The sequence below is a fragment of the Synechococcus sp. KORDI-100 genome, assembly GCF_000737535.1.
Taxonomy (GTDB): Bacteria; Cyanobacteriota; Cyanobacteriia; order PCC-6307; family Cyanobiaceae; genus Parasynechococcus.
Genome location: NZ_CP006269.1, coordinates 647,135 through 664,976, shown reverse-complemented (window position 1 = coordinate 664,976; position 17,842 = coordinate 647,135). Strand labels below are relative to the sequence as shown.

Genomic DNA, 17,842 nt, shown 5'->3' with positions numbered 1-17,842 from the left:
ATGGCGACCGCAACTCCCAAGGCCCAGTCCACCGATCGCATCAAGATGCGCATCCGCAAGGGCGACACCGTTCAGGTGATCGCCGGCAAAGACAAGGGAAAAACCGGTGAAGTCCTCCGGACACTTCCCAAGGAGAACCGCCTGATCGTGGAGGGCGTCAACATGCGCACCCGCCACGAAAAGCCCACCCAGGAGGGCGAGAGCGGACGAATCGTCACGGAGGAAGCTGCTCTGCATGCCTCCAACGTGATGCTTTATTCCACCTCCAAAAAGGTGGCCAGCCGCGTCGAAATCGTCGTTGAAAAAGACGGCAGCAAAAAGCGACGGCTCAAGAAAACCGGCGAACTGATCGACTGATCAACCCATGCCGTCCGGCGTCGTTCGCCTGACTTCTGACCACGACCAGAAGCACTCCATCCCCCGACATGTCACTGAAAAAGCGCTACCGGGAGACCATTCAGCCCAAGTTGCAGAAAGATCTCTCCCTCAAGAACATCCACGAAGTCCCGAAGGTCCTCAAGGTCACCGTCAACCGGGGTCTTGGTGAAGCCGCCCAGAACGCCAAGTCTCTTGAAGCTTCTGTCGGTGAGCTGGCCCAGATCACTGGCCAAAAGGTCGTGGTCACCCGTGCCAAAAAGGCCATCGCCGGCTTCAAGATCCGCCAGGGCATGCCGATCGGCTGTGCCGTCACCCTGCGCGGTGATCGGATGTATGCCTTCCTGGAGCGCCTGATCAATCTGGCCCTTCCCAGAATCCGTGACTTCCGCGGCGTCAGCCCGAAGAGTTTCGACGGGCGTGGCAACTACACCCTCGGCGTCAGGGAACAACTGATCTTCCCTGAGATCTCCTTCGACAAGATCGATGCCATCAGGGGCATGGACATCACCATCGTGACCACTGCCCGTAACGACGAAGAGGGCCGGGCCCTCCTCCGCGAGATGGGAATGCCGTTCCGCAGCAACTGAGCCCTCCCCGTCGACACCTATGGCCAACCACGACCCCATTTCCGACATGCTCACCCGCATTCGCAATGCGAGTGAGAAGCGTCATGAACGCACCAAGATTCCCGCTTCAAGGATGACCCGCAGCATCGCCAAGGTGCTGCAACAAGAGGGCTTCATCTCTGAAATCAGCGAGGAAGGCGAAGGCGTGCGCACCCAGCTGGTGCTCGCCCTGAAGTACAGCGGCAAGCATCGCCTGCCCACAATCCGCTCGATGCAGCGGGTGAGCAAGCCAGGCCTGCGCATCTACAAGAACACCCGTGGCCTGCCCAAGGTCCTCGGGGGTCTCGGTGTCGCCATCATCTCCACATCCAAGGGAGTGATGAGCGACCGAGATGCCCGGCGCGAGGGCGTCGGCGGCGAAGTGCTCTGTTACGTCTACTGATCCGGAGCTGAACCATGTCACGTATCGGCAAAAACCCGGTCCCTGTCCCCGACAAGGTCACCGTGTCTCTCGACGGTCTCACCATCAAGGTGAAAGGCCCCAAGGGAGAACTGCAACGGACGCTCCCGGATGGTGTGAGCGTCAGCCAGGTGGACAACACCATTGTGGTGAAGCCCTCCACCGATAAGCGCTTCTCGCGCGAACGCCACGGCCTCTGCCGCACCCTGGTCGCCAACATGGTCGAAGGGGTGAGCAAGGGCTACAGCAAAAGTCTCGAGATCGTCGGAGTCGGCTCCCGCGCCCAGGTCAAGGGCAAGAAGCTTGTGGTCAGCGCCGGGTACAGCCATCCGGTCGAGGTGGACCCCCCTGAAGGCATCACGTTCGCGGTTGAAAACAACACGAAGGTGACCGTCTCAGGCACAGACAAGGAGCTGGTCGGCAATGAAGCCGCCAAAGTCCGTTCCATTCGTCCACCCGAGCCCTACAAGGGCAAGGGCATCCGATACGAGGGCGAGCGCATCCTGCGCAAGGCGGGCAAGTCCGGCAAGAAATAACCCTTGTCCTGACGTTCCTCCGCTTCTCCCACCATGTCTTCCTTATCACGCAAACAACAGACGCAGAAACGCCACCGCCGGCTGCGTCGCGATCTCAGTGGAACCGCCTCCAGACCTCGCCTGGCGGTCTTCCGCTCGAACAACCACATCTATGCCCAGCTCATCGACGATGAGGCTCAGAGCACTCTCTGCTCCGCCTCCACCGTCGACAAGGAGCTGCGTGCCGGCCTCAAAACCAATGGCAGCTGTTGCGATGCCTCCGTTGCCGTGGGCGAACTCGTCGCCAAACGCGCCATCGCCAAAGGCATCCAGCAGGTGGTCTTCGACCGTGGCGGCAACCTTTACCACGGCCGAATCAAGGCCCTTGCCAACGCCGCCCGGGAAGCGGGCCTTCAGTTCTGATCCCTGCTCTCACCATGACCGATTCCTCTTCGCAAACAAACCCCAACGCCGTTCCAGGCGCTGCTGATGTTCCTGCCGCCGCCGAAGGGCAGCAGCAGGAGCAGCGCCGTGGAGGCCGCGGCGAACGCCGTGGTCGCCGCGGTGATCGCCGCGGCCAGGAGCGTGATTCCGAATGGCAGGAGCGTGTGGTTCAGATCCGACGCGTCTCCAAGACCGTGAAGGGCGGCAAGAAGATGAGCTTTCGAGCCATCGTTGTTGTCGGCAATGAGAAGGGCCAGGTCGGCGTCGGCGTCGGCAAGGCTGGCGATGTCATTGGTGCTGTCCGCAAGGGTGTCGCCGATGGCAAGAAGCACCTCGTGAAGGTCCCCCTCACCCGTCACAACTCGATTCCAACGCTGTCCAACGGACGCGATGGTGCCGCCAGCGTGTTGATCCGCCCCGCCGCTCCAGGTACGGGCGTGATCGCAGGCGGTTCGATCCGCACCGTGCTGGAACTGGCCGGCATCAAGAACGTCCTGGCCAAGCGCCTCGGCAGCAAAACCCCCCTGAACAACGCCCGGGCTGCCATGGTGGCCCTCTCGCTGCTCCGCACTCACAAGGAGACAGCCAAGGAACGGGGAATCTCCCTCGAGCAGATCTACTCCTGATTCGCGATGACTCTCCGACTCGACTCCCTCAAAGCCAACAAGGGCGCCCGACGCCGCAAACTGCGCAAGGGCCGTGGCATTGCCGCTGGCCAAGGTGCCAGCTGCGGCTTCGGCATGCGCGGCCAGAAGTCACGCTCCGGACGCCCGACCCGACCAGGGTTCGAAGGTGGCCAGATGCCGCTGTACCGCCGGGTACCGAAGCTGAAGCACTTCCCGTTGGTGAACCCCAAGCACTTCACCGTGCTGAATGTTTCAGCTCTCAACGACATCAAGGATGGAAGCACCGTCAATCTCGACTCTCTGGTCAAAGACGGTGTGGTCACCAGTCCCAAGCACCCCCTCAAGATCCTTGGCGACGGCGAGCTCACAGCCAAGAAACTGACGGTTCAGGCCGCCGCTTTCACCGCCTCCGCCCGCAGCAAGATCGAGGCCGCCGGTGGTACCTGCGAAACTCTCGACTGAAACCAGTGGTCCGACCACTGTTCAGCACTAGGGTCTGAGCCGTCCGTCGGATCGCGATCCACGGGCGGCTTCGCTGCTTTCAGCCCAACTCTTTCTTTCCGGACATGCTCGTCAGTCGGGGACGTAACCCCAACGCCTCTGAGGTGATCAACCAGCTGGTCACCAACCCTGGGTTGCGCAACCGGGTGCTCACCACCCTTGGCCTCCTGCTGCTCGTGAGGCTTGGGATCTACATCCCGATTCCTGGAATTGATCGCGAAGCCTTCCGCAGCTTCATTGATCAGGGTGGGTCCCTGATCGGCTTTCTGGACATCTTCACCGGGGGAGGCATTTCCACCCTTGGCGTTTTCGCTCTGGGAATCCTTCCCTTCATCAACGCATCGATCATCCTTCAGCTCCTCACAGCTGCCTTACCGCAACTTGAGGATCTCCAGAAGAACGAGGGTGAGGCCGGCCGACGCAAGATCGCCCAGATCACCCGGTATGTCGCTCTGGGCTGGGGACTGATCCAAAGCGTGGTGTTTGCCATGATCCTGCGCCAGTACGCCCTCGAAAGCCTCAGTGAGGTGGTGTTCGTGGTGCAGACAGCGCTCTGCCTGGTGACGGGATCGATAGTCGTGATGTGGCTGAGTGAGGTGATCACCGAGCGCGGCATCGGTCAGGGAGCGTCGCTGGTCATCTTTCTGAACATCGTTTCCACCCTGCCAACCGCGCTCGGCTCGACGATCGAGAAGGCCCAGACAGGGGACCGCAGTGATGTCCTGGGGATCGTCGTGCTGGTGCTGGTCTTCCTGGCCACCATCATCGGCATCATCTTTGTTCAGGAAGGTGCGCGCCGGCTGCCGATCGTCAGTGCCAAACGCCAGGTGGGAGGTGCTGGAGTTCTGCCAACGCGCCAGAGCTACCTGCCCCTGAAACTCAATGCGGGTGGTGTGATGCCGATCATTTTCGCCTCGGCTCTCATCTTTCTCCCGGTCACGATTGCCAATTTCACGAAAAGCGAGCTGCTGATCCGCTTTGCCAGCACCCTCAATCCCAGCGCCTCAAATCCCTGGCCTTATGCCCTGGCCTTCTTTGCCTTGATTCTGGGTTTTTCCTACTTCTATGCCTCGTTGACGGTGAACCCCACCGACATCGCGTCCAACCTGAAGAAAGGCGGTGTGGCGATCCCAGGCGTCCGGCCTGGCAGTGCTACCGCGAATTACCTCTCAGGCGTTCAGAACAGGCTCACCTTGCTGGGAGGCCTGTTTCTCGGTGCGGTGGCGATCATTCCTGCAGCAGTGGAGAGAGCCACCAATGTGCAGACCTTCCAGGGCCTCGGAGCCACCTCCCTGCTCATCCTTGTCGGCGTTGCCATCGACACGGCCAAGCAGGTGCAGACCTATGTCATCTCCCAGCGTTATGAGGGCTTGGTGCGCCAGTAACCGCTGAAGACACGGCCCTGAACGACCCCACCATTCCCGCCTTTCGAACCACCCGACATGAAATCCCGACTCCTTTTTCTCGGACCCCCTGGAGCCGGCAAAGGCACCCAGGCCGCACGGCTCTGTGAGGCCCATGGCATCAAACATCTCTCCACAGGCGATCTTTTGCGATCCGAAGTGGCGGCGGGGACCGCGCTGGGTCAGGAGGCGGAAGCCGTGATGAATCGTGGTGAGCTGGTGAGCGATGCCCTTGTGCTGGCAATTGTCGAAAGTCAGATGAATGCTCTGAACGGGGGGGGCTGGCTGCTGGATGGCTTTCCGAGAACCGTTCCCCAGGCCGAAGCCCTCGACAAGCTGCTCTCAGAGCTTCAGCAGCCGATCGACGCCGTTGTGTTGCTTGAACTCGTTGATGCTGTGTTGATTGAACGTCTGCTGGCCCGCGGCCGCGCCGATGACACCGAAGCCGTGATCCGCAACCGACTTGAGGTCTACCGCGAGAAAACGGCCCCATTGATCGAGTTCTATGCAGCCAAGGGGCTGCTCACCTCAATCGATGCCAAGGGCAGCATGGAGGCCATCGCAGAACGGCTTGAGACAAGCCTGAGTTAACCCGCGTGGTAGTGTTGCCGTTTGGAAAATTGGAGAGCCACGCCTCATGAAGGTGCGAGCCTCAGTCAAGAAAATGTGCGACAAGTGCCGGGTGATTCGCCGGCATGGTCGGGTGATGGTGATCTGCACCAACCCGAAGCACAAACAGCGTCAGGGCTGAAACCAGGCTGTCAGGCCCTCCCGTGATTTCAGGTCTCACACTGAGATCACCCCAATCCCCGGCCTCCATCAGGGAGGTCATTGTTCTCTCTCGATTGAAACTCCTTGGCACGGATCGCCGGCGTTGACATTCCCCGCGACAAGCGGATTGAAGTCGCCCTCACGTACATCTATGGCATCGGTCCGACCCGTGCCAAAACGATCCTGTCCAAGACAGGGGTCAACCCCGATACCAGGGTCAAGGATCTCGAGGACGGTGATGTCCAGAAACTGCGTGGAGCCACCGAGGGCTACACCATCGAAGGTGACCTGCGCCGTCAGGAGGGGATGGCCCTGAAGCGACTTCAGGACATCGGCTGCCTGCGGGGTCGCCGGCATCGGATGAGCCTGCCGGTCCGCGGCCAGCGCACCCGCACCAATGCGCGTACACGACGGGGTGCCCGCAAGACCGTCGCCGGTAAGAAGAAATAACTCTCACCTGTTCCCCAAGCCCCCGAGCATTTCCGGCCCATGGCCAAACCAGCCAAAAAATCAGGTCCCAAGAAGGCCAAGCGCAACGTCCCCAACGGCGTTGCTCACATCCAGAGCACGTTCAACAACACGATCGTGTCGATCACCGACACGTCCGGTGAGGTGATTTCCTGGTCCTCCGCAGGGGCCAGCGGCTTCAAGGGAGCTCGCAAGGGAACTCCATTCGCCGCTCAGACCGCCGCTGAAGCGGCGGCACGCCGCGCCCTCGATCAGGGCATGCGCCAGATCGAAGTGCTGGTGCGTGGTCCGGGCTCCGGCCGTGAAACCGCGATCCGCGCCCTTCAGGTGGCCGGACTGGAGATCACCCTGATCCGGGATGTCACTCCTCTGCCTCACAACGGTTGCCGTCGGCCCAAGCGCCGCCGCGTCTGAACCGACCTGCTTCCCGCTCCCGCTCCTTACTCCCGCATCAGACCGTGCTGCAGTATCAGATCGATCGCATCGAGCATCAGGTAGCCGAAGATCGCGCCCAGACCGGCGTATTCTTGATTGGTCCGCTTGAGCGAGGCCAGGCCACCACGCTTGGCAATTCCCTGCGCCGCGTCCTGATGGGAGGACTTGAAGGCAGCGCCGTGACGGCCATCCGCATTGCTGGCGTCAATCACGAATACGCGACGATTCCCGGGGTTCGGGAGGACGTCCTGGACATCCTGCTGAACTGCAAGCAGCTGTCTGTGAACAGCCGCTCCTCCGAACTGGAGATCGGACGACTCGTGATTGCCGGACCTGCCGAAGTGAAGGCCAAGGATCTTCAGTTCTCGTCCCAGGTCCAGGTGGTCGATGGAGATCGGCCGATCGCCACCGTGGCCGACGGCCACAGCATTGAACTTGAGGTTCATGTCGAGCGCGGCGTCGGTTACCGACCGGTTGATCGCAACAATGAAGATCTCAGTGCGATCGACCTCCTGCAGATCGACGCCGTGTTCATGCCGGTGCGTCGGGTGAACTTCAACATCGATGAAACCGCCGTCGCCGAGGGCGGTTCTGCTCGTGAACGGCTTCGTATGGAGATCGTCACGGATGGATCCATCACGCCGGACGATGCCTTGGCGCAGTCGGCGAATCAGCTGATTGAGCTCTTCCAGCCACTGGCCACGGTGACCCTCGTGGAAGAGCCTGGAATCGAGCCGGAACCCTCCACGGAGGCTCAGATCCCTCTCGAGGAGCTGAACCTTTCGGTGCGTGCCTACAACTGCCTGAAGCGAGCTCAGGTGAACTCCGTCTCCGACCTGATGGGCTTCAGCTACGAAGACCTGCTGGAGATCAAGAACTTCGGCTCCAAATCAGCGGACGAGGTGATCGAGGCCCTCGAGCGCATCGGCATCTCGATTCCTCAGAGCCGCACCACCGCCTGATTGCCCACCATTCCTTCGTCCTGATCCCGTTCCCTTCAAGCCATGCGTCACCAATGCCGAGTCCCCCAGCTAGGTCGTCCCGCTGATCAGCGCAAGGCCATGTTGCGGGCCCTGACCACCCAGCTCATCCGTGAAGGGCGCGTCACCACGACCAAAGCTCGGGCCAAGGCACTTCGTGACGAAGCTGAACGGATGATCAGCCTGGCCAAGGACGGCAGCCTGTCCTCCCGCCGCAGGGCTCTCGGCTACATCTACGACAAGCAGCTGGTGCATGCGCTGTTTGACAAGGCACCTGATCGTTATGCCGATCGCCGTGGTGGTTACACCCGCATCACGCGCACGGTGCGGAGACGGGGTGACAACGCTGAGATGGCGATCATCGAGCTGGTCTGAAGCCAGACGACGATCGCGTCTTCCCGACGTTGAGTGCACGGCCTCTCGTCTGATGGTTCAGAGGTTCCGATGCTTCGCAGGATCGCCCTGAGCCTTCAGTACGACGGGGCTGATTTCTGCGGATGGCAGCGGCAGCGCAATGGTCGCAGTGTCCAGGCGGTTCTTGAGGACGCGATCCAGCAGCTGGATCCTCATCGACCGATTCAAAGTTTCGCCGCTGGCCGCACCGATGCCGGCGTTCACGCTGCTGGTCAGGTCGTGCACTTCGATTGCAGCGGGCCGATTCCTGCTGAAAAATGGGCTCCTGCACTGAATGGACGCCTGCCGGGATCGATCCGGGTGCGCGAATCCGTTGCCAGGCCCGATGACTGGCATGCCTGCTACGACGCGATCTACCGCCGCTATCGCTACGTCATCTACAACGGACGACGACCCAATCTGTTCCTGAGCCCGTGGACGTGGCATCGCTATCACCACCGTCTTGATGAACAGCGCATGCGACGCGCCCTGGGTGGACTTCTGGGTCTCCACGACTTCAGCGCGTTCATGCGCGCCGGCAGCCGCCGCGCCCATGCCCGAACCACCGTGCAGGAGATTCAGCTTGATCGTCGCGGCGACCTGGTGGTTGTCGAGATCCAGGCCAGTGGTTTTCTGTACGGCATGGTGCGCCTGTTGATGGCGCAACTGGTCGCCGTGGGAGAGCACCGCCAGACCGTGGCTGAATTTGAGGAGCGTTGGCAGCAGCGACGTCGCAGCGAAGTGAGGGAAGCAGCCCCGGCCAGGGGACTCTGCCTGCTGCGTGCCGGGTACCGAGAGCCGATCTTCAGTCAATCCAGCTGGTACGACAGCCAGCCCCAGTTCCTTCTGAACCAACATGACCCACCGCCTGACCCTCCTCCGCTGCAGGAGAGCCGATGATCAGCATCGAGCAGCGGAAGGCCTTTGAGTAGGGGGTATCGACGAAGGAGTAAGCTCTTTGTTTGATCCCTTTCTAGGTCCGACCTTTTGGACCTGGTGTCCTGCCCAGCCTCTGCGCCCGCGCGGAAGCATTCCCGATCCGGCCTGCCGGTTTGATGAACAAGACCTCCCTCCCCCCCATCGATTCGATCGAACGCCAGTGGTATCTGGTGGATGCCGAGAATCAGACCCTTGGCCGTCTGGCCACAGAAGTGGCTGCCGTGCTGCGCGGTAAGAACAATCCCAACTTCACACCACACCTGGACACCGGTGACTTCGTAGTGGTGGTGAATGCCGACAAGGTGAGGGTGAGCGGGAAAAAACCTCAGCAAAAGCTCTATCGCCGCCATTCGGGACGCCCCGGAGGCATGAAAACGGAGACGTTCTCGGCATTGCAGGAACGAATCCCGGAACGGATTGTGGAGAAAGCCATCAAAGGCATGCTTCCCCACAACGCGCTTGGACGCCAGATGTTCCGCAAGCTGAAGGTTTACAAGGGCAGCGAGCATCCCCATGCCGCCCAGAAACCCCAGCCTCTTCAGCTCAACCCCTCCGCTTCCGCCCGATGAGCAGCAATTCCGTCGTCTACTGGGGAACCGGTCGCCGCAAGACGTCCGTCGCCCGAGTCCGCCTGGTTCCCGGCAGTGGAACCATCACCATCAACGGTCGTCCCGGTGATAACTACCTGAACTACAACCCGGCCTACATCGCCGCTGTGAAAGCTCCCCTCGAAACCCTCGGGCTGAGCACGGAGTACGACGTGCTGGTGAATGTGCGCGGCGGTGGACTCACCGGGCAGGCCGGAGCGATCAAACAGGGTGCTGCCCGTGCCCTCTGTGAACTCTCCGCAGACAACCGCAAACCTCTGAAGACGGAAGGTCACCTCAGCCGTGATCCACGCGCCAAGGAACGTCGCAAGTACGGTTTGAAGAAAGCCCGTAAGGCCCCTCAGTTCTCCAAACGCTGAGTTTCAGCATTTCCATCGCATAGGTTTCATTTTCATGCCCAAGCCCGACATCCACCCCACCTGGTATCCCGATGCCAAGGTGATCTGCAACGGTGAAGTGGTGATGACCACAGGGTCAACTCAGCCCGAAATCCACGTCGACGTCTGGAGTGGCAATCACCCATTCTTCACAGGCACCCAGAAGATCCTCGACACCGAGGGACGGGTGGATCGTTTCATGAGGAAATACGGCATGGGCACCAAGAAGAAAGGTGGCGACAAGGCCAAGGCCGATGCCGAGGCCAAGGCAGACGCCAAGTACTGAGCCTGAGCCCGGGGCATGGACGCCTCGACCCTTCTCTCCAGACTGGAGACCGCCACTGACAGCTTCCGCAACCTTGAACGGCAGCTCGCCGATCCGGATGTGGCAGCTGATCCAAAGCGATTGGAGACCATCGCTCGTGAGAGGGCGCGACTCGAACCCCTGGTGCTGGATTTCGAAGCTCTGCAGACCCTGGAGCGAGAACAGAGTGATGCCCGCCAGCTCCTCAAGGACAGTCGCGGCGATCAGGACATGGAGGCTCTCGCCCAGGAGGAACTGCAGGATTTGGAACATCGCCGCAGCGATCTGATCGAGCGGCTGACCCTGGCGCTGTTGCCGCGTGATCCACGCGATGAACGCAGTGTGATGCTGGAAATTCGTGCAGGGGCTGGTGGCGATGAGGCCTGTCTCTGGGCGGGCGATCTGGCGCGTATGTATGACCGTTACAGCCAGAAACTGGGTTGGACTGTTCAACCTGTCAGTGCGACGGAAGCGGATCTGGGTGGCTTTCGCGAACTGATCCTCTCCGTGAAGGGGGACAGCGTGTACAGCCAGCTGAAGTTTGAAGCCGGCGTCCATCGGGTCCAGCGCGTTCCAGCAACCGAATCCCAGGGCAGGGTTCACACCTCGACGGCCACCGTCGCTGTCATGCCTGAAGCCGATGCCGTGGAAGTCCAGCTCGACCCGAAGGATCTCGAAATCAGTACCGCCCGCTCCGGCGGCGCCGGCGGGCAGAACGTGAACAAGGTTGAAACCGCCGTGGACTTGCTGCACAAGCCCACGGGGATCCGGGTGTTCTGCACCCAGGAACGGTCACAACTGCAGAACCGCGAACGCGCCCTTGAGATTCTGCGCGCGAAATTGCTGGAACGAGAACTGGCAGCGGCTGCTGAGCGAGAGAGCAGCGATCGCAGAGCCCAGGTGGGAAGCGGCGATCGCAGCGAGAAGATCCGCACCTACAACTACAAAGACAACCGCACCACGGATCACCGGCTCGGCCGAAATTTTGCGCTCGATCCTGTGCTGGAGGGCCAGCTCGAGGATCTGATCGGTGCCTGCATCGCCGAGGAGCAACGACGGAAGCTGGAAGCCCTGGGAACGCAGGATCAGGACTGACCTGTCCTGATCAGGCTCCAATCACGTATTTGGCCCATTCACTGTGCTTTCCGGAGTGAATCTGGCGCGTGGCTTCGAAACTGAGACTGCTCAGCGGGCGCCGCGGCTCCCGCCTCAACGGCATGCCAGCTTCCTTCGGTGTCCGATTGCCTTTGCGCACATTGCAACTGAGGCATGCGGCGGTGACGTTCTCCCAGGTGTCGTCGCCACCTCGGCTGCGAGGGATCACATGATCTATCGAGAGCTGCTTGTCTCGACAGCCGCAGTACTGGCAGGAATGACCATCCCTGTGAAAGACGTTTCGACGCGTCAGAGGCAGTTGCCGAAACGGAACGCGCACGTACTGACGAAGACGAATGACCGTTGGTAGCAAAGTGCCCTGACGAATCTCGTGGGTGGGGTCTTGCTCGAGACTTTCAGCCTTGCCTTTGATCATCATCACCATGGCGCGTCGCCAGGTTGTGATGTTCAATGGCTCGTAGGACGCATTGAGAACGAGAACCTGGCCCATGCCAGCTCCCTGATTAAATGTCATGTTAACGAGCACACCAGGTCTTTCTCGGTAACGCCGAGCACCGAACACCCATGTCAGAGCTGAGTCGCGCTGCGACAGATGGGTCCAGGGATGCGAGCAAGGCCATCGATCCCCGACAGCGAGCTTGGGTGGAGGTTGCCCCAAAAGCGATTGAGGCCAATGCCGCGGCTCTCAAGCAACACCTCGCCGATGGCAGCGATCTGATGGCCGTGGTGAAAGCGGATGGCTACGGCCATGGCGCGATCACGGTGGCCAAGGCTGCCCTCAACGGCGGCGCCACCAGTCTCGGGATCGCCACGCTTGAGGAGGGCATTGAACTGCGCCGCGCCGGACTGAAAGCACCGATGCTGTTGCTCGGCAACCTCACGCAGGCCGATGAGCTGCGAAGTTGCCTGCACTGGGAACTGATGCCGACCTTGAGCAGCATGCGCGAAGCGCTCCTCTGTCAGAACCTGGCTGACGGAAGCGGACGCCGCTTTCCCGTTCAGCTCAAGCTGGATACGGGCATGTCTCGCCTGGGCTGTGACTGGCAGGACGGGCCGAGACTGGTTGAGGCGATCCGTCATCTTGAGAATCTGGAGCTTTGCGGCCTGTACAGCCACCTGGCCTGCGCCGACAGTGATCACGAAGGCGGAGACGCCTCGGTGACCGCCCTGCAACAGCGCCGGTTTCAGGAGGTTCTCGATCAGTTGCCTGGCCATGGGAAGGGCTTTTGCCGCCACCTCGCCAACTCGGCGGGGACGCTGCTGAACCGGACCCTGCATCACGACATGGTGCGGGTGGGACTGGCGCTCTACGGACACTCTCCGGCGAAACATCTTGATGGTGTGATCTCTCTGCAGCCGGCCCTGGCGGTTCGGGCCCGCGTGACCTTGATTCGCACGATCCCTGCTGGGGTCGGCGTGAGCTACGGACACCGTTTTGTGAGCCAGCGACCGACCCGGCTTGCAGTGGTGGGCATCGGCTACGCCGACGGCGTTCTGCGCTCCCTCAGCGGAAAAATTCATGCGTTGCACGGGACACAGCGACTGCCTCAGGTCGGCGCGATCACCATGGACCAGGTGCTGTTGGATGCCACCGAAGCCCCATCCCTGGAACCAGGCAGCACCGTGACGCTGCTCGGCCGTGACGGAGACGCAGAGATCAGTCCTCAGGACTGGAGCGAACGCTGTGGCTCCATCCCCTGGGAGATCCTCTGCGGATTCAAGCAACGACTCCCGCGCGTCGAAGTCTGAATCGCAGAAGGCTGTTGCTCACAGAAGGCTGTTGATCGCGCCAGCTCTTGATACTGTGGGTTGGCCACTGGAGAGGTGGCTGAGTGGTTGAAAGCGGCTCCCTGCTAAGGAGTTACAGGAGGCAACTTCTGTCGAGGGTTCGAATCCCTCCCTCTCCGTTCCAAAAGCTGCCCTGTAGGTCTTCCCCTTTCGGGCTTGCTTTTTGATGTCTGCATCGGTCCGAAGCTGACAACAGAGAGACCCAAGACCATCCAGACGTCAGCGTTACTGACGCCGGCTTCCACGCCTCTTGGAGCCCCCAATTCATTGATGGCATCGCTGAAAAGTGCTGGGCACAATGCCTTCACGTTGTCCCGACAAGACAGTGATTGCCTTAAGACAACAGGTCTTCCGATGGCTTGAACAGGATTCAGGCAACACAACGTGCACGGGCCTGAACCAGGCCATTCGCTTTCTGATTGCTTTTTCAATCATCGTGGCCGTCCTGGCGACCGAGCCTGTTGTCCGCGCTGAGTACATCGATCTGCTGACCGTTCTCGATACCATTATTGCAATACTTTTCTTGATTGAATATCTCTCTAGGCTCTGGATTGCACCCTTAAGATGCGAAGCACGCCCAGGAATTCGCGGGGTGATCGACTATGCCGTGACACCCATGGCGTTACTCGACCTGCTCGCCATTGCACCGACCATCCTGGGGATTGTCAGTCCCGAACTCTACCTGCTCAGAGTGTTCCGCCTGGTTCGCATTGCCCGGATCGGCAGATCAAAAAATCTTCAAAAAAGCATCAAGTATTTCAACCGAATCATCACATCAAAAAAAGAGGAATTGCAAATCTCAGCCATCTATTCAGGCATCGTGATCTGCATCAGCAGCGTGATGATGTACATCGTCGAAGGTCACATTCAGCAAGAGCAATTCGGATCGATACCCAGATGTCTGTGGTGGTCTTTGATCACGGTCACAACCGTCGGCTACGGCGATGTGGTACCCACCACACCGGCAGGGCGCCTGGTCGCCTCATTGACCGCTATCTGCGGGATCGCTGTGATTGCGATTCCCATCGGCATCATTTCTGCAGGCTTCACCGAAGCCTGGAGCCGGGAACAGGCAACTGAGGATTAAGCAAGCCCCAGCTCAAACTCAAACCAAAAGTCAACAGCGAGCACCCCATCCTTTGCAGGACACATGAAGCAGGGACGTGTTCAAGCCTGAAGAGATCCCACTCAACTCAACTCAACTCAACTCAACTCAACTCAACTCAACCCATCATCCAGAGGCGATGACAACCTGGAGCAACGGCACTATTCAAAGACATCAAATCAGAAACATCGAAGCGTTCCCAATCAGGCGTTGAATCTGATTCATTGTCATGATCTTGCGTTCAGGCAATGGGAGACAGCATCACTGTTTCAACCTCATGAAGCCCCGGAGGGTTGAAAGTTCCCCAGAGCGCGGGCCAGCGCAGGCATCAACTGTTCATCGCGGGAGCGATCCGGACCTGAACTGAACGCAACCAGCAGCATCGGCGGCTGATCACCGTGCTGCCACCAGGCCGCATCGTGCCGGGCCTGACTCATCCAGCCGGCCTTGCTCCAGAGCGTCGTGCCCTCTGCCAGTCCTTCCCCGAGAAAGCCGTCCACCTGGTTCTCCGGATCGGCCTTGCGCTGTTCCGGATCCAGTGAGCGATCCAACAGGTCCCGGAGCCGCCGGCAGGCCGGCGGAGAAACAACAGCACCGGTCATCACCGCCTCAAGCATCCTGGCCGTGGCCTGGGTGGACAGGGCATTGCGGTTCCTGTTGTCCGCTCCGTAGAACTGCTTCTCACGGCCATAGGGCCCATCTCCCCAGGTTTTCTGGCAGCAGTTGACCCCATCAAGCTCCGGCCAGCCGAGGCTGGCCAGCCAGTCGTTCACCAGCTGCCGCTGGCGCTGCCAGAGCTGCCAGGCGTTTCCCTGCAAGGCAGGGCCACTCGAGGTGCCGGTCAGCAGGTCCATCACCAGGCCGGTGGCGTCATTGCTGGAGTCACCGATCATGTCCCGCAACGCACGCTGCAGCTCCTCGCCATCGGGAATCAGATCCTGCTGAAGCCAGCGCTCGGCGGCAACGGCATAGAACAGTTTCACCACGCTGGCTGGATAGAGCTGGCGGTCCTGGTTCCAGCCAGCTCCATGACCCTGGCCGGCCTCAGGAATGGGATCCTCATAACGGATCCAGGTCAGTGCCAGGCTGTTGCGCAGGCCTGGACGCCCGTCAGCCGACAGCTCATCCAGGAGCGTCTCAAGTCGTGACGCCATCTCTGGATCAGGACGGTAGAACGCCATGACGACTGCGACTGACCATGGCGACCCTAGGAACCCCCTGTGCGTCCGACAGCCTGATTCCAGAGAGCCTGTGGCAGCTGGAGCACGATGTGAACGGCTACGCCCGCAGCCATGGCCAGGGCCTGGCCACCCAGGCACAGCAGGGCCGTCGGCTGCGGCTTCTTGAGGTGCGGCAACCCCGTCTCCGCGTGGAACTTCTGGAGGACGGGTACCACTGCTGGATGGATCCGGAGGACCTCATCGGCAAGGCCCATGGCTGCTCGCCATGGCGCCCCCCGGCGTTCGATCGCCAGACGATCACGGAGCGACTGCCGGCGATCCTGACCTGGAGCGAAGCCACGCAGACGATGCCGAATGTCTACACGTGGGGGGGCACGCTGCGCCCGAATCTCGACTGCTCGGGGCTGATGCAACTGGCCTTCGCCAGCCAGGGCATCTGGATCCCCAGGGATGCCTATCAACAGGAACGATTCTGCAGTGCCGTGGCCGTGAGTCCCGACAATCTGCAGCTGCTGCTGCCGGGGGATTTGATCTTCTTCGGATCACAAAGGCGATGCACCCACGTCGGCCTGTATCTCGGGAATGGACGCTATCGCCACAGCTCCGGCCGGGAGCATGGCCGCAACGGCATCGGAGTGGACAGCCTTCACAGCAGGGACGATCACCCCGTCGCCAGCCATTACCGAGCGCAGTTGCGTGGCGCCGGTCGGGTGATGCGCAGCCATGACGGATGCCATCTGGACTGACCCCCCCTGGCTGAACTCCCCCGTTGGTCAACGCTCCGGCTTGAAGCTGTCGGAGATCTGGGCGAGGTAGGACTCCGGACCACTCAGGGCCGTCTGACCGGGGACCGGTAGATCGGGGAGTTCAAGATTGGCCTGGCGTCCCTCCAGAGCGGCCTGCAACGACTCGATCATCTGGGTGTTGCCGGTGTTCTTCACCGCTTCGAGGGCCTTGCGAAGGCGCTGCTCACGGGTTTCCTCGATCGCATCGGTGGTGGCTGGTGGGGCCAAAACCGGAGTGCTGGCCCGCACGGAATCGAGCTGGCTGGCGAGGTTGTCCCAGAGCAGAGCCATGGTCGATCAAGGAATCAGTGGCCCACCCTTACCGCAGGTCTGCTGAGGAGATTGGGATCCAGGCCCCCGTCGCAGAACTTCGTTGGAAAGAAGCCGCTTAAGTTGCTGGCCGTGTTTCGTCCGTCGTTGATGACCTCCCACCTGGATCTGTCGGTGGTGGTGCCTCTCTACAACGAGGAGGAAAGTCTCCCCCATCTGGTGGAGCAGCTGCTGCAGGCTCTGCGTCCCAGCGGTGAACGCTTCGAGCTGGTGCTGGTCAACGATGGCTCGAGCGACGGCACCGCCAGGGTGCTGGAACAACTCAGTGGCGAAGTTCCGGAACTGGTGGCCGTGCTGCTCCGCAAAAACTATGGGCAAACCGCCGCCATGGCAGCCGGTTTCGACGCAGCCTCCGGGGAGGTGATCGTCAGCCTCGACGGAGACCTGCAGAACGATCCCTCCGATATCCCAATGCTGCTGAGCAAACTCAGGGAGGGGTACGACCTTGTGAGCGGCTGGCGGCACCAGCGTCAGGACGCGGCGATCCAACGCAAGCTCCCCTCCAAGATCGCCAACCGACTGATCGGACGCGTCACCGGTGTTCGCCTGCACGATTACGGCTGTTCCCTCAAGGCCTACCGGCGGGAAGTGCTGGCAGACATGCGCCTCTATGGCGAACTGCACCGCTTCCTGCCGGCACTGGCCTTCATCGAGGGAGCCCGCATCACCGAAGTGAAGGTGAACCATCGGGCCCGCCAGTTCGGCAGCAGCAAATACGGGATCGACCGAACCTTCCGCGTGTTGATGGACCTGCTCACGGTGTGGTTCATGAAGCGCTTTCTCACCCGGCCGATGTACGTGTTCGGCTTTGGCGGACTGCTCGCGATCGTGACCAGCCTGATCGCGAGCTCATACCTGCTGGTGATCAAGCTGATGGGGCAAGACATCGGCAACAGGCCCCTGCTGACCCTGGCTGTGGTGATGGGTCTGGCGGGCATTCAACTGTTCTGTTTCGGCCTGCTCGGTGAACTTCTGATCCGCACCTATCACGAAAGCCAGGACCGTCCGATCTATCGGGTCCGGGCGACGTTGCGCGGCGGCCGGGCGGGCTGATCAGGCAGGCGTCGCGTTGCTCCTCGCTGGGGGGCCATGGCGGCAGCGGCAGCCTCCACCACACGGCTGTCGCTGTCGCGCAGGGCGCGCCGCAACAGAGGAAGCACAGTCGCTGAACCCCAGCGCGCCGCGATCCGCACAGCCTCCAGACGCTCGTCCGGCCCGGCGTTCATGGCCAGTCGCAGAAGGGTCTTGAGCTCCAGGCACTCACGCTCCGTCCTCGGGGGCTGCCAGGCATCAGGCGGTGCGGGTCCATCGGCGACAGCGGTTTCAGGCTCGAGAACCACTCGCGACAATTGCACCCTGTTCAGTTGAG

General features: G+C 61.0%; 27 protein-coding genes and 1 tRNA gene. 24 read left to right on the top strand and 4 right to left on the bottom strand.

Going from position 1 to position 17,842, the window contains the following annotated elements; translation table 11 throughout:
- The 19 genes from rplX to prfA all read left to right on the top strand — a co-directional run bounded on the left by rplX (position 1) and on the right by prfA (position 11,263).
- Entirely contained in the window at positions 1-357 is a 357-nt protein-coding gene (rplX, locus tag KR100_RS03165) for a 50S ribosomal protein L24 (RefSeq protein WP_038543132.1), read from the top strand.
- A 68-nt stretch (positions 358-425) separates the two neighbouring features.
- The gene (rplE, locus tag KR100_RS03160; RefSeq protein ID WP_038543129.1) at positions 426-965 is read left to right on the top strand and encodes a 50S ribosomal protein L5; all 540 of its coding nucleotides are present in this window, start codon (positions 426-428) and stop codon (positions 963-965) included.
- Positions 966-984: 19 nt separating this feature from the next.
- On the top strand, positions 985-1,386 hold the full coding sequence (gene rpsH / locus KR100_RS03155; protein ID WP_038543128.1) for a 30S ribosomal protein S8: 402 nt from the start codon (positions 985-987) through the stop codon (positions 1,384-1,386).
- Between the two features lie 14 nt (positions 1,387-1,400).
- On the top strand, positions 1,401-1,940 hold the full coding sequence (gene rplF, locus KR100_RS15270; protein WP_038543126.1) for a 50S ribosomal protein L6: 540 nt from the start codon (positions 1,401-1,403) through the stop codon (positions 1,938-1,940).
- Positions 1,941-1,973: 33 nt separating this feature from the next.
- Positions 1,974-2,342: a 50S ribosomal protein L18 gene (gene rplR, locus KR100_RS15265; RefSeq protein WP_038543125.1), complete on the top strand. Its 369-nt coding sequence runs from the start codon at positions 1,974-1,976 to the stop codon at positions 2,340-2,342.
- Between the two features lie 14 nt (positions 2,343-2,356).
- Positions 2,357-2,989: a 30S ribosomal protein S5 gene (gene rpsE, locus KR100_RS03140; RefSeq protein WP_038543122.1), complete on the top strand. Its 633-nt coding sequence runs from the start codon at positions 2,357-2,359 to the stop codon at positions 2,987-2,989.
- A gap of 6 nt (positions 2,990-2,995) precedes the next feature.
- Positions 2,996-3,451 carry a 50S ribosomal protein L15 gene (gene rplO, locus KR100_RS03135; protein WP_038543120.1) on the top strand — a complete coding sequence of 152 codons (456 nt, stop codon included), beginning with the start codon at positions 2,996-2,998 and terminating at the stop codon, positions 3,449-3,451.
- A gap of 104 nt (positions 3,452-3,555) precedes the next feature.
- Positions 3,556-4,875, top strand: coding sequence for a preprotein translocase subunit SecY (secY, locus tag KR100_RS03130; RefSeq protein WP_038543118.1), 1,320 nt, complete (start codon positions 3,556-3,558; stop codon positions 4,873-4,875).
- 57 nt (positions 4,876-4,932) lie between these two features.
- On the top strand, positions 4,933-5,484 hold the full coding sequence (locus KR100_RS03125; RefSeq protein WP_038543115.1) for an adenylate kinase: 552 nt from the start codon (positions 4,933-4,935) through the stop codon (positions 5,482-5,484).
- A gap of 46 nt (positions 5,485-5,530) precedes the next feature.
- Positions 5,531-5,644: a 50S ribosomal protein L36 gene (rpmJ, locus tag KR100_RS14750; RefSeq protein WP_006173336.1), complete on the top strand. Its 114-nt coding sequence runs from the start codon at positions 5,531-5,533 to the stop codon at positions 5,642-5,644.
- A 104-nt stretch (positions 5,645-5,748) separates the two neighbouring features.
- The gene (rpsM, locus tag KR100_RS03115; protein WP_038543112.1) at positions 5,749-6,114 is read left to right on the top strand and encodes a 30S ribosomal protein S13; all 366 of its coding nucleotides are present in this window, start codon (positions 5,749-5,751) and stop codon (positions 6,112-6,114) included.
- A 39-nt stretch (positions 6,115-6,153) separates the two neighbouring features.
- Entirely contained in the window at positions 6,154-6,546 is a 393-nt protein-coding gene (rpsK, locus tag KR100_RS03110; RefSeq protein ID WP_028953616.1) for a 30S ribosomal protein S11, read from the top strand.
- A gap of 44 nt (positions 6,547-6,590) precedes the next feature.
- On the top strand, positions 6,591-7,529 hold the full coding sequence (locus KR100_RS03105) for a DNA-directed RNA polymerase subunit alpha (protein WP_038543109.1): 939 nt from the start codon (positions 6,591-6,593) through the stop codon (positions 7,527-7,529).
- A 42-nt stretch (positions 7,530-7,571) separates the two neighbouring features.
- Positions 7,572-7,922 (top strand): 50S ribosomal protein L17, encoded by a 351-nt coding sequence (rplQ, locus tag KR100_RS03100; protein WP_028953614.1) that lies wholly within the window; start codon positions 7,572-7,574, stop codon positions 7,920-7,922.
- Between the two features lie 69 nt (positions 7,923-7,991).
- The gene (gene truA / locus KR100_RS03095; protein ID WP_051847599.1) at positions 7,992-8,840 is read left to right on the top strand and encodes a tRNA pseudouridine(38-40) synthase TruA; all 849 of its coding nucleotides are present in this window, start codon (positions 7,992-7,994) and stop codon (positions 8,838-8,840) included.
- 155 nt (positions 8,841-8,995) lie between these two features.
- On the top strand, positions 8,996-9,448 hold the full coding sequence (gene rplM, locus KR100_RS03090; protein WP_038543105.1) for a 50S ribosomal protein L13: 453 nt from the start codon (positions 8,996-8,998) through the stop codon (positions 9,446-9,448).
- Positions 9,445-9,846, top strand: coding sequence for a 30S ribosomal protein S9 (gene rpsI, locus KR100_RS03085; protein ID WP_038543103.1), 402 nt, complete (start codon positions 9,445-9,447; stop codon positions 9,844-9,846). Before rplM ends, rpsI begins: the two co-directional genes overlap by 4 nt.
- A 34-nt stretch (positions 9,847-9,880) precedes the next feature.
- Positions 9,881-10,150, top strand: a complete 270-nt coding sequence (gene rpmE, locus KR100_RS03080) for a 50S ribosomal protein L31 (protein WP_038543100.1) — start codon at positions 9,881-9,883, stop codon at positions 10,148-10,150.
- A 15-nt stretch (positions 10,151-10,165) separates the two neighbouring features.
- Positions 10,166-11,263 (top strand): peptide chain release factor 1, encoded by a 1,098-nt coding sequence (prfA, locus tag KR100_RS03075; protein WP_038543099.1) that lies wholly within the window; start codon positions 10,166-10,168, stop codon positions 11,261-11,263.
- 10 nt (positions 11,264-11,273) lie between these two features.
- On the opposite strand, the gene KR100_RS03070 is transcribed toward prfA, so the two are convergent.
- Complete coding sequence (locus KR100_RS03070) at positions 11,274-11,774, bottom strand: HNH endonuclease (protein ID WP_038543097.1); 501 nt, start codon at positions 11,772-11,774, stop codon at positions 11,274-11,276.
- 74 nt (positions 11,775-11,848) lie between these two features.
- Here KR100_RS03070 and alr point away from each other — a divergent pair, with 74 nt between their 5' ends.
- From alr to KR100_RS03055, 3 genes are all read left to right on the top strand, one after another.
- The gene (alr, locus tag KR100_RS03065) at positions 11,849-13,033 is read left to right on the top strand and encodes an alanine racemase (protein WP_051847296.1); all 1,185 of its coding nucleotides are present in this window, start codon (positions 11,849-11,851) and stop codon (positions 13,031-13,033) included.
- 69 nt (positions 13,034-13,102) lie between these two features.
- Positions 13,103-13,191: transfer RNA gene (locus tag KR100_RS03060), tRNA-Ser, on the top strand.
- A gap of 275 nt (positions 13,192-13,466) precedes the next feature.
- Positions 13,467-14,159, top strand: a complete 693-nt coding sequence (locus KR100_RS03055; RefSeq protein WP_369793835.1) for an ion transporter — start codon at positions 13,467-13,469, stop codon at positions 14,157-14,159.
- A gap of 293 nt (positions 14,160-14,452) precedes the next feature.
- Here the strand turns inward: KR100_RS03055 and KR100_RS03050 are convergent, their stop codons facing one another.
- Positions 14,453-15,358 carry a serine hydrolase gene (locus KR100_RS03050; protein WP_038543094.1) on the bottom strand — a complete coding sequence of 302 codons (906 nt, stop codon included), beginning with the start codon at positions 15,356-15,358 and terminating at the stop codon, positions 14,453-14,455.
- 17 nt (positions 15,359-15,375) lie between these two features.
- On the opposite strand from KR100_RS03050, the gene KR100_RS03045 reads away from it, so the two are divergent.
- Positions 15,376-16,104, top strand: a complete 729-nt coding sequence (locus KR100_RS03045; RefSeq protein WP_038543092.1) for a C40 family peptidase — start codon at positions 15,376-15,378, stop codon at positions 16,102-16,104.
- 27 nt (positions 16,105-16,131) lie between these two features.
- Here KR100_RS03045 and KR100_RS03040 read toward each other — a convergent pair whose 3' ends face one another.
- On the bottom strand, positions 16,132-16,434 hold the full coding sequence (locus KR100_RS03040; RefSeq protein ID WP_038543089.1) for a hypothetical protein: 303 nt from the start codon (positions 16,432-16,434) through the stop codon (positions 16,132-16,134).
- A 129-nt stretch (positions 16,435-16,563) separates the two neighbouring features.
- On the opposite strand from KR100_RS03040, the gene KR100_RS03035 reads away from it, so the two are divergent.
- The gene (locus KR100_RS03035) at positions 16,564-17,526 is read left to right on the top strand and encodes a glycosyltransferase family 2 protein (RefSeq protein WP_038547773.1); all 963 of its coding nucleotides are present in this window, start codon (positions 16,564-16,566) and stop codon (positions 17,524-17,526) included.
- On the opposite strand, the gene KR100_RS17005 is transcribed toward KR100_RS03035, so the two are convergent.
- Positions 17,484-17,699, bottom strand: coding sequence for a HEAT repeat domain-containing protein (locus KR100_RS17005; protein ID WP_369793834.1), 216 nt, complete (start codon positions 17,697-17,699; stop codon positions 17,484-17,486). The two genes, KR100_RS03035 and KR100_RS17005, sit on opposite strands and share 43 nt — an antisense overlap.
- Positions 17,700-17,842: the final 143 nt, after the last annotated feature.

Bases quoted from the DNA above. Each gene is read 5' to 3' on its own strand.
- rpsE (WP_038543122.1), top strand. From the start codon at position 2,357: ATGACCGATTCCTCTTCGCAAACAAACCCCAACGCCGTTCCAGGCGCT.
- rpsH (WP_038543128.1), top strand. From the start codon at position 985: ATGGCCAACCACGACCCCATTTCCGACATGCTCACCCGCATTCGCAAT.
- rplE (WP_038543129.1), top strand. From the start codon at position 426: ATGTCACTGAAAAAGCGCTACCGGGAGACCATTCAGCCCAAGTTGCAG.
- alr (WP_051847296.1), top strand. From the start codon at position 11,849: ATGTCAGAGCTGAGTCGCGCTGCGACAGATGGGTCCAGGGATGCGAGC.
- rplX (WP_038543132.1), top strand. From the start codon at position 1: ATGGCGACCGCAACTCCCAAGGCCCAGTCCACCGATCGCATCAAGATG.
- KR100_RS03040 (WP_038543089.1), bottom strand. From the start codon at position 16,434: ATGGCTCTGCTCTGGGACAACCTCGCCAGCCAGCTCGATTCCGTGCGG.
- rplR (WP_038543125.1), top strand. From the start codon at position 1,974: ATGTCTTCCTTATCACGCAAACAACAGACGCAGAAACGCCACCGCCGG.
- rpmJ (WP_006173336.1), top strand. From the start codon at position 5,531: ATGAAGGTGCGAGCCTCAGTCAAGAAAATGTGCGACAAGTGCCGGGTG.
- KR100_RS03070 (WP_038543097.1), bottom strand. From the start codon at position 11,774: ATGGGCCAGGTTCTCGTTCTCAATGCGTCCTACGAGCCATTGAACATC.
- rplM (WP_038543105.1), top strand. From the start codon at position 8,996: ATGAACAAGACCTCCCTCCCCCCCATCGATTCGATCGAACGCCAGTGG.
- truA (WP_051847599.1), top strand. From the start codon at position 7,992: ATGCTTCGCAGGATCGCCCTGAGCCTTCAGTACGACGGGGCTGATTTC.
- KR100_RS03045 (WP_038543092.1), top strand. From the start codon at position 15,376: ATGGCGACCCTAGGAACCCCCTGTGCGTCCGACAGCCTGATTCCAGAG.
- rplQ (WP_028953614.1), top strand. From the start codon at position 7,572: ATGCGTCACCAATGCCGAGTCCCCCAGCTAGGTCGTCCCGCTGATCAG.
- KR100_RS17005 (WP_369793834.1), bottom strand. From the start codon at position 17,699: ATGAACGCCGGGCCGGACGAGCGTCTGGAGGCTGTGCGGATCGCGGCG.
- KR100_RS03050 (WP_038543094.1), bottom strand. From the start codon at position 15,358: ATGGCGTTCTACCGTCCTGATCCAGAGATGGCGTCACGACTTGAGACG.
- prfA (WP_038543099.1), top strand. From the start codon at position 10,166: ATGGACGCCTCGACCCTTCTCTCCAGACTGGAGACCGCCACTGACAGC.
- KR100_RS03125 (WP_038543115.1), top strand. From the start codon at position 4,933: ATGAAATCCCGACTCCTTTTTCTCGGACCCCCTGGAGCCGGCAAAGGC.
- KR100_RS03035 (WP_038547773.1), top strand. From the start codon at position 16,564: ATGACCTCCCACCTGGATCTGTCGGTGGTGGTGCCTCTCTACAACGAG.
- rpsK (WP_028953616.1), top strand. From the start codon at position 6,154: ATGGCCAAACCAGCCAAAAAATCAGGTCCCAAGAAGGCCAAGCGCAAC.
- rpmE (WP_038543100.1), top strand. From the start codon at position 9,881: ATGCCCAAGCCCGACATCCACCCCACCTGGTATCCCGATGCCAAGGTG.
- rpsI (WP_038543103.1), top strand. From the start codon at position 9,445: ATGAGCAGCAATTCCGTCGTCTACTGGGGAACCGGTCGCCGCAAGACG.
- secY (WP_038543118.1), top strand. From the start codon at position 3,556: ATGCTCGTCAGTCGGGGACGTAACCCCAACGCCTCTGAGGTGATCAAC.
- rplO (WP_038543120.1), top strand. From the start codon at position 2,996: ATGACTCTCCGACTCGACTCCCTCAAAGCCAACAAGGGCGCCCGACGC.
- rplF (WP_038543126.1), top strand. From the start codon at position 1,401: ATGTCACGTATCGGCAAAAACCCGGTCCCTGTCCCCGACAAGGTCACC.